The organism is Acinetobacter sp. YH12064 (assembly GCF_013419735.1).
In the GTDB taxonomy this organism is placed as follows: Bacteria; Pseudomonadota; Gammaproteobacteria; order Pseudomonadales; family Moraxellaceae; genus Acinetobacter; species Acinetobacter amyesii.
Genome location: NZ_VOZP01000013.1, coordinates 112236 through 123593, shown reverse-complemented (window position 1 = coordinate 123593; position 11358 = coordinate 112236). Strand labels below are relative to the sequence as shown.

Below are 11358 nucleotides of genomic sequence, written 5' to 3'. Positions count from 1 at the left end.
AGTGTCATAATATTGGGTGCGAAATATTGAATTTTTCTCTATAGTAGCACCTGATCTACAAAGACATTTTTAAAAAGTAAAACAACCACAAGTGCAGCACGGCATATTGTGGTGTACGGGGTTGAATCACAGATGACAGCAGAGAGTTTAGCTAAGTATCGCCGTTATGTTGCGATTTCTTATGTCTTCATGTTTTTCGCTTTATTTACCCTGATTAGTGGTGTATTTGCCTACGGCTTTGCACGCAAAGTGACTCAAATCGATTCTGCAGAAGTTTGGCTCCAAGCCCAAGCGCTTTGGGTCATGCGCACCGTCGTGATTTATTCCATGATGGCCATTTTTGCCGCACTGTGGTTTATTCCTTTATTTTTCTATTATTGGGACACCTATCTTTGGGTGACTGCATGCACGGTAATTGGTGTGGTCTTTGCTGCGATTGCCTTATTGTATTTATTAAATGCATGGATCCAAGGTCTATCTAAATTCGTTAAAAATAAGGCTGTTTTCTAAGTCGATTTATTTTTTTCCTGCCTACCCCTTGAAAAAATGGTTTGATTCCCCAATTTCAGACCACAGTTAAGTATTAAATTAAATTCCGTGAGGAGCATCGCCAGACATGGCTAAACGTGATTATTATGAGGTTTTAGGTGTATCTAAAACCGCAAGTGATGATGAAATTAAAAAAGCCTACCGTAAGTTGGCGATGAAGTATCACCCTGACCGTAATCCAGATAACCCAGAAGCTGAAGAAAAATTCAAAGAAGCTGCAGAAGCATATGAAGTTTTATCGGACAGCGAAAAACGTAGTATGTATGACCGTATGGGACATCAAGCTTTTGAAGGCGGCATGGGCGGCGGCGGTGGCTTCGGTGGTGGTTTTAGCGCAGAAGATATTTTTAGTCAGTTTGGTGACATATTCGGTGGCGCATTTGGCGGTGGTGGCCGTGGTGGTCAGCAACGTGCACGCCGTGGTTCAGACTTACGCTATGTTATGGAGCTTACCCTTGAGGAAGCTGTAAAAGGCGTGAAAAAAACCATTACCTTTACTGCGCCAGCGCCATGTGATGCCTGTAATGGTAAAGGATCTAAAAATCCAAATGACGTCGAAACGTGTAAAACTTGTCATGGTGCAGGTCAAGTGCGTATGCAACAGGGCTTCTTCTCTGTGCAGCAAACCTGTAGCACTTGTCGTGGTCAAGGTAAAATTATTAAGAACCCATGTAATAAATGTCATGGTTCAGGGGTTTCTGACCGTCAGCAAACTTTAGAAGTGACCATTCCTGCAGGTGTGGACAATGGCGACCGCGTACGTTTAAGTGGCAAAGGTGAGGCGATCCGTGATGGCCAAGCAGGCGACTTATATGTAGAAGTGGTGGTACGTGAACACGAAATCTTCCAACGTGATGGCGCTGACTTATATATGGATGTGCCTGTAAGCATTGCAGATGCTGCATTGGGTAAAGAAATTCAAATTCCGACTCTCGATGGTCGTGTGAGCTTGAAAGTGCCTGAAGGAACTCAAACTGGCAAATTATTCCGCTTACGTGGTAAAGGTGTGAAACCTGTACGTACCAGCATGACTGGTGACTTACTCTGCCGTATCGTGGTGGAAACGCCAGTGAATTTAACGGCTCGTCAACGTGAATTGTTGAAAGAGTTACAAGACACGATGGATGGCGATGACAATAAATCATCTCCGAAGAAAAAATCATTCTTCGACCGTTTATTTGATTAATTGACTTGATTGATTCAATTGGCTTGAGTTCGCTGTGATGTGAACTCAGCTATAAAAAAGCCTGCATAATTGCAGGCTTTTTTATTGAGCATTTTAAGGTTTCGGCTGTGCATTAGGCGGTAATAAACTTTCATAGCTCATGTCGAGCCTATAGATATTTTTAAGACGCTGTAGCTGATGACGTGCTTCAGCCTCACGACCATTAAATGCCAATAAACGTGCATATTTAATGATGTGGTATTTCGCTGGGTAGCTGCGAACCAATTTTTCAGTATCCTGAATGGTTTGTTCAGAAACGATGGAGTACGGATTTAAACGAATAATCGCCACCCGATGTCTAAATTCCGTGAGCAAATAGATCGGCTCATGATTGGTGATTTTCTCCGGTGTTTTTTCATATTTTGATGCCTGACCCAGCTGAATCGCTGCATTGGCATAATCACGATAAATCACCGTAATCAGCACGGCGCCAATCCCGAAAACAATGCGGATAAACCATGGTGACAGATTCAAAGTAGCCGTCAGTGGCTTCGCTGCTTGAAGAATCCCGATAATAAAACCCGCAGGCAGTAAGAAATATGCGTAGTTTTGCGGAAACTCCAACATGGCATGAATAACGAAGACACCGACCATCAATAGGCCAATGACAGATAATGCAGACTTGGCTAACTTCTGTAATTGAATGCCCCAATAAGCGAAATAGGCCAAGAACGGCACACCAATAATGGCGCCATTCCACAATAAGAAATCCAAAATAAAATTGTGTGAGCTACGAATCCATACAGGCCCTTGTACCGTGTCAGAGATCGAGACAAAAGCGCTACTGGTTTGATGCCAACCATAGCCAAACCAAGGCTGTGCAGCTACGGCATGCGCCATTTGTTGCCAAATGGCTAAACGAGACATATCTCCACCAGCACGTTCGGCTACGTCACGACTTTCTTGAATATTCATGTCGGATATTTGGCTCATGATTTGACTTAATTTTGGCATCAATACAATCAGTGCCACAAAGCCGATAAACCAGGCCAAGCTGTAAAACCAGCGAAGACGGATATAATCTTTGTACTGTGCATAAGCCAAATAGACTAGGACACAGATACTTGCCACCCAAGAGGTGCGAGATTGGCTGAGCGCGACCCCAATTAAAATAGGAATTGCACAAGCGACCAAATAGCGCGTTTTAACTTTTTGCTGTTCATAAACATATAGGCAGGCTAACAAAGACATGAGCAGAAACGTGGCCATGTTATTCGGCTGAGCAAAGTTTGCAAATGGGCGCGTAGTTCCACTAATTTTCATCACAAAAGGAAGAAACGAGTCAAAATCTAACCACTGACATATTGCGATGAGTCCGGTCATGACACCCGAAGCAACAAAGGTATAGCTCAGGTATAGGAAGGTTTTTTCGCGTTTTTCCGTACCTTGCGAGAGGCTGAAACCAAGATTGATACACAGCCAGAAGCTGAACACAAACAGCATACAGAGTAAGGCAATACTAAAATAATACACCTGCCCAAAAGCCAGTTGGATGAAGGGGATCAGCGCTAAGAGCAACAGGGGCAAGGAAATTTTTGCCACCATGAGCTTTTCTTTAAAGAACGTTGCCGCTAAGGCAAACAGGGCAAAAAAGGTATAAAGCTCACCGGTATACGTGGCCCAAGGTCGGTAATGAATCGGAATCAGCCATGCCAATGCAATACAGACTGCCGCACAAAGATACAATAGGGTTTTCATGAATATTCAAGATCAATAGAACGCGCCTATCATACCGTGAAAATGCCTAAACTTGGTGAGGGAATAGTCAGCGTCTGTCGAAGAGCTTGATTTGCAAAAGTCTTTAGGAAAATGCAGGATTTTTTTGTTTGCAACTTAGCCTGCGCATGGAGTTTTGATATAGTAAGACCAATTTCGAATCAACATTAGGAAAATGTTATGTCAGCAGCTCCACGTATTGGTATCTTGGGCGCAGGCGGTCGTATGGGACGCATCTTAATTCAGGCGGTTCAGCAAGCTGGTTATCAATTAGCTGCTGCGGTAGAACGTCCTGAAAGTAGCTTAGTCGGTGCGGATGCCGGTGAACTTGCAGGGATTGGCGCGGTTGGCGTAAAGGTTGTCGGTAACCTAGCTGAGGTTTTAAAAGATTGTGATGTCGTGATCGATTTTACTGCACCTGCAGCAACAGCGCAGCATCTTAAACTTTGCCGTGAAGCAGGCGTTGCGATTGTCATTGGTACCACAGGTATGAATGATGAGCAAAAAGCTTATCTCGATGAAACAGCAACAGAAACCCCTGTGGTCTATGCAGCGAACTATTCTGTCGGTGTAAACGTTTCAATCAAACTTCTTGAATTGGCATCAAAAGTGTTTGGCGATACTGTGGATATTGAAGTGATTGAAGCCCATCATCGTCATAAAGTTGATGCACCATCAGGTACAGCGCTAATGTGGGGCGAAGCCATTGCCGGTGCTTTAGGACGTGACTTAAAACAAGATGCTGTGTATTGCCGTGAAGGTCATACGGGTCCACGTGAACGTCAAACCATTGGCTTCCAAACGATTCGTGGTGGTGACATTGTGGGTGAACATACTGCGATGTTTATTGCGGATGGCGAACGTGTTGAAATTACCCATAAAGCGACCAACCGTATGAACTTTGCCTCTGGTGCAGTACGTGCAGCTGCATGGGTAGTTGGTCGTGAAGCACGTAAGTACGATATGAAAGATGTACTGGGTTTTAACGATATTGACGTATAAAAGCGCGTTAAAATCCGTTATAACAACAGCATAAAATTAAAATAAGACGATCAATGGAATGAAAAAAGTCATCTTTATGGCCTGTGCTGTCGCATTCACTGCGGCAGTACAAGCGAAAACTATGGATAATGCCAAACTCACGATTAATAAAAATAATATTAAAGTTTGGACCTACCAAAATGCTCAAAATCCTGTCTTTCAATACAAAGCTGAAACTAGTTTTGATGTGCCCATCGAAAAAGCGGTTTCCCTGATTTTAGATGTGGAAAATGCAGTGAATTGGGTCCCTTATATGGGCAGTGTCAAAGTCTTATCCCGTGATGACCAAAAAGGTGAATTCAGTTTATATATGGTGCTGGATTTTCCTTTTCCCTTGAAAGACCGTGATTTAGTGGTACAAGGCAAAATGCGTAAAGATGCACAAGGCATCATTAGCATCCAAAATAAAGCGGTGAAAAAAGGTTATCCGATCAATCCCAATTATGTGCGTCTAACCGACTATGAAGGGGATTGGACCTTCCAACGTTTAGGTAATCAAAAAGTCAAAGTGTCAACCTATGGCTACGCCAATCCGGAAGGCTCCATTCCGCTCAGTTTCGTGAATATGTTCGTGCAGCAACAGCCGTATCAAATGCTACAAAAAATGAAAGTGCAGCTGGGTAAAAGCAAAACTGTTGCGACCTTTCCCGAAATTTTAAAATAAGCACCAGTAATGATTCAGTTCAATATGAACGATCAATGACTTCGCTGCTCAGGCAGGCGAAATGCAGTCAACTGCTGCATGTGTTGTGTTTCAGGAAGTTCGATACTGAGTAAGGTTTGTTCTGGAAATTGATGCGGATGTAACTTGATTTGAAATTGCCGCGCGGTCATTTGTTCACAGGCAAAGCGAAGTTTGGCTTGCTGCGGCATGATATTCATACCGTTTTCAGATTTGGCTTTATAAATATATAGCTTTTGATGTAACCCGCCGCTGGTGATTGGTTGGATCTGCTCAAGTTCATATTGCGTCAGTTTTTGGGCACTCAAAAAACCTTGAATTAAAGATTTACAGATAAAATTTTGCTGGCTTTGAGCTTGAGTGTGCTGTTCGGGTTGGCACGCCATAAGCGTGAGTGTGCTGATGATGATTAGACCCGCTCGAAACTGCGTGAAGTCATTCATTTAATTGTCCCCCTATCGTTATTTTTGAGATATCAACCTGATGCATTCAGCTTAAATCTGTTAACTTAATGGGTACAGATACAAGAATGATTAAAAAAAGGGTACAGATGGCTTTTCAATATCAGCAGCTTGCGCAGCAGTTGGCACAGAAAATTTATAGTGGTGAATTGGCCGCAGGGCAGCGTCTGTATGCGCTACGTCAATTTTCACAGCAGCATCAGATCAGTTTAAATACCGCGAAACGCTGCTATGAATTACTTGAAGCCAAAGGCCTGATTTATGTCAAAGAAAAGTCTGGTTATTTTGTACAATCCTCACAGAAAGCCCAGCAAATTGCCGTGCCGAATCATCCTGATTTTGATTCCCGACCTCGTGAAATTTCGAATTTAGAATTGCAAATTCAGATCCATGAAGCATCTGCAAATAGTCGCCTGATTCATTTGGGTTCAATTCAGTTGTCCCCCAATTTTGTTCCTGTTGAAGCAATCAGACGTTCAATCCAAAGGGCATTAAAGCATTGTAAACCAGAAGATTTTTTATATAACAATCGGCAAGGACATCCACAATTGCGTGAAGCTTTGTCGGCACATTGGGCTGAAGATGGTTTTTATATGCCTAAGGATGATATTTACATCAGCAATGGTTGTATGCCGGCTTTGTCAGTGATGTTGCAAAATCTGAGTGCCGAAGGGGAGAGTGTCATTGTCCCGACGCCGAACTATAACGGACAATTGCAATTATTGGCTTTATTGAAGCGGAAAATTGTTGAAATTCCTGCCAATACGGAAGGTTTTGATTTAGATCGTTTAGAGCAGGCGATGCGGGATTCAGGCGCGAAAGTATGCTTATTGACTGCAAATTTTCAAAATCCTTTGGGTTTTTGTTTAAGTAATGAAGATAAGGAACGAATTGCACAACTGGCTGAAAAATATCAATGTTATATGATTGAAGATGATATTTATGCTGAGTGTAGTTTCAATGCAAAGCGACCATTGCCTATCAAATATTGGGATCGGGCGGGCTACGTGATCTATTGTGCGTCGATTTCAAAATCTTTATCGCCTTCTTATCGGGTGGGGTGGTTTTGTCTTCCACCACATTTGCAACATTTGCGTCCGAAATTACTTTTGCAAAATGATTCGGTGAATACGCCTTTGCAGTTAGGACTTGCAGATTTGATTTTTAGTCGTGCGTATCGCCAACATCTTGCTGAATTGCGTCCTAAATTAATGGTGCAAGTCGAGCAGTATCGTCAGTATATTTACGATGCTTTTCAAGGGGTTGATATCCGTCTAAATCGGCCTCAAGGCAGTTATGCATTGTGGTTGCAGATGCCTGAACAAATAGACAGTTTGGCGCTGTATTACCATGCGCAAAAACATGGCATCAATATTGTGCCAGGTTTAATTTTTGGTGAGGACAATCGTTATAACAACTGTATTCGTCTAAATGCCGGGCATGAGTTGTCTGTAGATATTCAGCAGGCCATTTTGTTGCTTGCAGATTGGGTACGTAAGGAATGCATAAACTCAAATACCGTCTAATTTTGATGAGTGTATAAAGGACACAAAAAAGCCTGCATGCGGCAGGCTTTCTTGGCTTAGATTTTTGCCGTTAAAAATCAGCCTTCAGCACAATCCGATAACGCACGTTTCCTGAATGCAAACGTTCAATCGCTTCATTCACCTGAGACATGGGATACATTTCAATTTGAGGTGCAATATTTTGACGTGCAGCGAATCGAAGTAATTCACGCAGTGCCGCAGGAGAGCCAGTTGATGAGCCTGTAACTGATTTAGCACCACTGATCAGCATACCTGCGGGAATTTGCATCGGCTCAAGTGCTAGGCCAAGCATGTGAACGCTTCCATTCGGTGCCAAAGTTGAAAGATAGGCTTGCCAATCCAACGTCACATTGACCGTGCTTAAAATCAAATTGAACTTCCCACGCTGAGCTTTAATTGCAGCAAGATCACGACTATTCACCACATGGTCAGCACCCATGGCTTTAAGTTCATCGGTTTTATCTAAGTTTGAGCTGAACGCAGTAATTTCACAGCCCCAAGCCTTGAGCAGTTTAATCGCCATATGACCTAATCCACCAATGCCGATCACGGCAACATGGTGAATGGCCTGAATTTGGTGCTGTAATATGGGATCAAATACCGTAATCCCACCGCAGAGCAGAGGGCCAGCACTGGTTGGATCGAGATCATCTGGAAGCGGAATAACCCATTGCCAGCCAGCACGGACTTTGTCGGCAAAGCCACCTGCATGACCGACGATCGTCGCTGTCTTGGTTCCGGTACATTGGACTTGGCGACCATCGATACACGGGTCACAGTGTTGACAACTTTCTGCTGTCCAGCCAATGCCTACACGCTGTCCGATTTTCAGTCCTTTGGCTTCGCTGCCGAGTTGGGTAATGGTTCCTATCACTTCATGCCCAGGGACTACAGGATAAACCGAAGATTTCCAATCATTTTGGATAATAGAAATATCTGAGTGACAAAGACCGCAATACTCGACTTTGACTTCAACCTGATGGGCTTGTAATTCACCTGCATCAAATTGGTAGGGAACAAGGGCTTCACCACTGTTCATTGCTGCATAGGCGTGGATTGTATTGTCACTCATTATTCTATCCTTTATGTTTTGAGGTCATTCTTCGTGCGTGTATTTAAAGTCACAGTGATTTTCATGATCATTGACCATGCCGATAGCTTGCATTAGAGCATAGCAAGTCGTTGGGCCTACAAATTTAAAACCATGCTTTTTTAATGCTTTGGACATGGCCTGACTTTGAGCGGTTTGTGCAGGGGCGCTACGATATTCAACTACATCATTATTGGCAATGTGTCCTTCGACAAAATTCCAAAGAAATTCCACAGGATGAATCCCTTGGGCTTTTAACTGTTGCCATGCTTTGGCATTATCACGAATGGCAGTGAGTTTGCCGATATGGCGAATCAAACCTGAATCTTGTAATTTTTCTTGTAATTGTAGGTCACTCAACGCTGCGATTTCGGCAATGGGATATTGAAAAAAATGCTGCTGATAGCAGGCCCGCTTTTTCAGCACAGTGATCCAAGACAGCCCCGCTTGTTGTCCTTCAAGACATAGCATTTCAAAGAGATGCTGCTCATCAAAACTGGGTTTAGCCCACTCAGTGTCGTGGTAGGAAATATACAAAGGATCTTCGGAGCACCAAGCACAGCGTTGTATCGTCATGTTGAATGCTCCTTTTTGACTTAAATTTTAAAAGCTGTCCATTGGTCGTTTTTATTGTCCCAATACAACAGTTCCGCTTGATCGAGATCGGCAAATTGAATCCATACATCTTTACCAGATTTGTCTGCGTAGCCGGTGCTGATGAGTAATGCTTCTTCAGTGATCTCCATGATCCAGCCCTGATAAGACTGTCCATTGAGGCTGATTTTTTGTTGATTACCAGATTCTGCAAATTCCACCAGACGATTGATCAACGCTTCTGACATGTATGTTTCCTAAAATTAACGTAAATACGGATAGGGGTTAACGGCATTGCGACCTTTACCACCCAAGTAAATGCCATAATGCAAATGTGGTGCAGTATGTCGAGCATTGCCAGTATTACCTACATAGCCAATGACATCACCTTTTTTGACATAGTCGCCGACGTTTAAGCCACGTTTATGACCATCAAGATGCGCATAATAATGCCAAGAACCTGCGGGCCCCATAATCCATATCACTTTACCACCCAAATTGTTATTACGTAAGTCAGCAACTAAACCTTCTGTAGCACTGAGGACTTTTGTTCCACGTGGAACAATAATATCAATGCCTTCGTGGCTCCGCCCTTGGCTACGCGCTGCGCCCCAAGTATCCTTGAGCGCACTTCGTTTGACTTGATGAACAGGAACAGGCAATTGATTGGGTAAACGCATGTTTTGTAATTTTTTCACTTCATGTGCAGGCAATGCACTACCAGATGGTTTGGGGGGAGTTGACGTACAGGCGCTGAGTAAAAGCAACATAAAACCAATACCGCCGAAAAACCCTCTGCGAAGCAAAAACTCTTGAGTCACATTTGTCCCTATTCAATTGATGAGCAGTTAAAAACTATGGCATAGAATGGCTTTCGAGTTCTAGCGTAGAAATGAGTTTTTTCATGGCAGTAGGAATACCGAGAGCAGTGGCTTGTATCGGGGTATACCACTGCGCGTTGCATTCAATCGCTAAATGCTCTTTTTGATCGGCAGCAACAGTAAATACAGTAGCTTCTAAAAGCCAAGTGAAGTGGGTAAAACTATGCGATATTTGCACTTGAGTGGTGGTAGGTTTCAGTCCAAGCTGCTGAGTGTGGGATTGAAACTCATGGGGTTGATCAAAAATAGGTAAACACCACAGACCACCCCATAGCCCGCTATTCGGACGTTGTATCCACAGCCATTCTCCTGCAGATTGAATCAGCATGACTTGGGCCTCTCTCACTGGAACAGGCTTTTTAGGCTTTTTATAAGGTAATTCAGTCTCTAAACCCTGAGCATGTGCTTTGCAGTGCTGTTGCATGGGACAATATAAACAGAGCGGTTTTTTCGGCGTGCAAATGGTTGCACCAAGATCCATAATCGCTTGGGTATAATCGTGGTTGCGTTCAGTGGGGCAGAGCTCTGTTGCCAGTTGCCACATGGCCCGTTCATGTACAGGTTTCGATAAATCATCTTCAATAGCAAAGAAACGAGACAATACTCGCTTGACGTTGCCGTCCATAATCACGCCATATTGTCTTAAACCTAAAGACATCAGCGCACCCGCGGTAGACGGGCCGATGCCCGGTAGTTCCATCCACTGCTCAAGATTGCTTGGAAAATGTCCCTGACGTGCAACAATACCCGCGGCTTTGTGTAAGTTCCGAGCCCGTGCATAGTAGCCTAAGCCAGCCCAATAGGGTGCCACATCATCCCAAGAAGCATGACCTAAATCTTCAACAGTTGGAAATCGTTGAATAAATCGATCAAAGTATTGTAAGACGGTTTTGACTTGAGTCTGTTGTAGCATAATTTCTGAAACCCACACTTTGTAAGGGTCATCCTTCACTTGCCACGGTAAGTCATGACGACCATGGACATCAAACCAGTCGAGAAGGGCATCAGAAAAGTTAAACATGCAAAACAGTCAAAATTGAAAAAACCTGCCTAGTATACATCTTTCTATAGGTATTCTTTTTGTTCAAAACGAAATCTGTATATCAGGGGAAATGCCAAAATAGCAGCTATCAAAAAAGGAGCCGAAGCTCCTTAGTGAGTGTCAATTTTTAAATTTTAGCTTTTAAAGCCCCAGCGGGAATCAAGCGCCAACGTTTGGTTTTCATAACGTGGAATAATGTGAATGTGCACATGTTCAGTAGCTTCGCCAAAAACTTGTCCATCATTAAACCCAATATGAAAGCCAGTAGGTTGATAACGTAAATTTAATTCATTACGTGCTTGTTCAAGTAAGGACATTAAACTTTTACGTTCTTTATCAGTAATTTCAAAAAAAGAACCAACGTGACGTAGCGGGACAATGACAGCATGCCCTTTAGACAGTGTATGTGGTTCAGGAAGTACAACACCAAAATCATTTTTTGCAATAACGTCATATTCGTCAAAATTGCAATATGGACAATTGAGTTCTGTCATTGTGCTCTCCTCATTTTTATAAATTAAATATTGTGT

At 43.1% G+C, this 11358-nt stretch carries 13 protein-coding genes; 5 read left to right on the top strand and 8 right to left on the bottom strand.

Going from position 1 to position 11358, the window contains the following annotated elements; translation table 11 throughout:
• Positions 1 to 132: 132 nt before the first annotated feature.
• Both FTU13_RS13520 and dnaJ read left to right on the top strand, forming a co-directional pair.
• On the top strand, positions 133 to 510 hold the full coding sequence (locus FTU13_RS13520; protein ID WP_180128555.1) for a hypothetical protein: 378 nt from the start codon (positions 133 to 135) through the stop codon (positions 508 to 510).
• A gap of 106 nt (positions 511 to 616) precedes the next feature.
• Positions 617 to 1735 carry a molecular chaperone DnaJ gene (gene dnaJ, locus FTU13_RS13515; protein WP_078194104.1) on the top strand — a complete coding sequence of 373 codons (1119 nt, stop codon included), beginning with the start codon at positions 617 to 619 and terminating at the stop codon, positions 1733 to 1735.
• A gap of 93 nt (positions 1736 to 1828) precedes the next feature.
• On the opposite strand, the gene FTU13_RS13510 is transcribed toward dnaJ, so the two are convergent.
• Complete coding sequence (locus tag FTU13_RS13510) at positions 1829 to 3472, bottom strand: PglL family O-oligosaccharyltransferase (RefSeq protein WP_180128554.1); 1644 nt, start codon at positions 3470 to 3472, stop codon at positions 1829 to 1831.
• A gap of 198 nt (positions 3473 to 3670) precedes the next feature.
• Here FTU13_RS13510 and dapB point away from each other — a divergent pair, with 198 nt between their 5' ends.
• Positions 3671 to 4492, top strand: coding sequence for a 4-hydroxy-tetrahydrodipicolinate reductase (gene dapB, locus FTU13_RS13505; protein ID WP_078194102.1), 822 nt, complete (start codon positions 3671 to 3673; stop codon positions 4490 to 4492).
• 58 nt (positions 4493 to 4550) lie between these two features.
• Positions 4551 to 5195 (top strand): START domain-containing protein, encoded by a 645-nt coding sequence (locus tag FTU13_RS13500; protein WP_180066868.1) that lies wholly within the window; start codon positions 4551 to 4553, stop codon positions 5193 to 5195.
• A 32-nt stretch (positions 5196 to 5227) separates the two neighbouring features.
• Here the strand turns inward: FTU13_RS13500 and FTU13_RS13495 are convergent, their stop codons facing one another.
• Positions 5228 to 5656: a hypothetical protein gene (locus tag FTU13_RS13495; protein WP_257226764.1), complete on the bottom strand. Its 429-nt coding sequence runs from the start codon at positions 5654 to 5656 to the stop codon at positions 5228 to 5230.
• Positions 5657 to 5763: 107 nt separating this feature from the next.
• Between FTU13_RS13495 and FTU13_RS13490 the strand changes: the two genes are divergently transcribed.
• Complete coding sequence (locus tag FTU13_RS13490) at positions 5764 to 7200, top strand: PLP-dependent aminotransferase family protein (protein WP_180128553.1); 1437 nt, start codon at positions 5764 to 5766, stop codon at positions 7198 to 7200.
• 70 nt (positions 7201 to 7270) lie between these two features.
• Here the strand turns inward: FTU13_RS13490 and FTU13_RS13485 are convergent, their stop codons facing one another.
• The 6 genes from FTU13_RS13485 to FTU13_RS13460 form a co-directional block, all read right to left on the bottom strand.
• Positions 7271 to 8293: an NAD(P)-dependent alcohol dehydrogenase gene (locus FTU13_RS13485; RefSeq protein ID WP_180022938.1), complete on the bottom strand. Its 1023-nt coding sequence runs from the start codon at positions 8291 to 8293 to the stop codon at positions 7271 to 7273.
• Between the two features lie 24 nt (positions 8294 to 8317).
• On the bottom strand, positions 8318 to 8887 hold the full coding sequence (locus FTU13_RS13480; protein WP_180128552.1) for a DNA-3-methyladenine glycosylase I: 570 nt from the start codon (positions 8885 to 8887) through the stop codon (positions 8318 to 8320).
• A gap of 20 nt (positions 8888 to 8907) precedes the next feature.
• A complete protein-coding gene (locus FTU13_RS13475) occupies positions 8908 to 9153 on the bottom strand; it encodes a hypothetical protein (RefSeq protein WP_180003637.1) in 246 nt (81 codons plus the stop codon).
• A 15-nt stretch (positions 9154 to 9168) separates the two neighbouring features.
• Entirely contained in the window at positions 9169 to 9675 is a 507-nt protein-coding gene (locus FTU13_RS13470; RefSeq protein ID WP_180128576.1) for a M23 family metallopeptidase, read from the bottom strand.
• A gap of 85 nt (positions 9676 to 9760) precedes the next feature.
• Positions 9761 to 10807 (bottom strand): A/G-specific adenine glycosylase, encoded by a 1047-nt coding sequence (gene mutY, locus FTU13_RS13465; protein WP_180128551.1) that lies wholly within the window; start codon positions 10805 to 10807, stop codon positions 9761 to 9763.
• 155 nt (positions 10808 to 10962) lie between these two features.
• The gene (locus tag FTU13_RS13460) at positions 10963 to 11322 is read right to left on the bottom strand and encodes an HIT family protein (protein ID WP_180128550.1); all 360 of its coding nucleotides are present in this window, start codon (positions 11320 to 11322) and stop codon (positions 10963 to 10965) included.
• Positions 11323 to 11358: the final 36 nt, after the last annotated feature.

Bases quoted from the DNA above. Each gene is read 5' to 3' on its own strand.
- FTU13_RS13520 (WP_180128555.1), top strand. From the start codon at position 133: ATGACAGCAGAGAGTTTAGCTAAGTATCGCCGTTATGTTGCGATTTCT.
- dnaJ (WP_078194104.1), top strand. From the start codon at position 617: ATGGCTAAACGTGATTATTATGAGGTTTTAGGTGTATCTAAAACCGCA.
- FTU13_RS13510 (WP_180128554.1), bottom strand. From the start codon at position 3,472: ATGAAAACCCTATTGTATCTTTGTGCGGCAGTCTGTATTGCATTGGCA.
- dapB (WP_078194102.1), top strand. From the start codon at position 3,671: ATGTCAGCAGCTCCACGTATTGGTATCTTGGGCGCAGGCGGTCGTATG.
- FTU13_RS13500 (WP_180066868.1), top strand. From the start codon at position 4,551: ATGAAAAAAGTCATCTTTATGGCCTGTGCTGTCGCATTCACTGCGGCA.
- FTU13_RS13495 (WP_257226764.1), bottom strand. From the start codon at position 5,656: ATGAATGACTTCACGCAGTTTCGAGCGGGTCTAATCATCATCAGCACA.
- FTU13_RS13490 (WP_180128553.1), top strand. From the start codon at position 5,764: ATGGCTTTTCAATATCAGCAGCTTGCGCAGCAGTTGGCACAGAAAATT.
- FTU13_RS13485 (WP_180022938.1), bottom strand. From the start codon at position 8,293: ATGAGTGACAATACAATCCACGCCTATGCAGCAATGAACAGTGGTGAA.
- FTU13_RS13480 (WP_180128552.1), bottom strand. From the start codon at position 8,887: ATGACGATACAACGCTGTGCTTGGTGCTCCGAAGATCCTTTGTATATT.
- FTU13_RS13475 (WP_180003637.1), bottom strand. From the start codon at position 9,153: ATGTCAGAAGCGTTGATCAATCGTCTGGTGGAATTTGCAGAATCTGGT.
- FTU13_RS13470 (WP_180128576.1), bottom strand. From the start codon at position 9,675: ATGTTGCTTTTACTCAGCGCCTGTACGTCAACTCCCCCCAAACCATCT.
- mutY (WP_180128551.1), bottom strand. From the start codon at position 10,807: ATGTTTAACTTTTCTGATGCCCTTCTCGACTGGTTTGATGTCCATGGT.
- FTU13_RS13460 (WP_180128550.1), bottom strand. From the start codon at position 11,322: ATGACAGAACTCAATTGTCCATATTGCAATTTTGACGAATATGACGTT.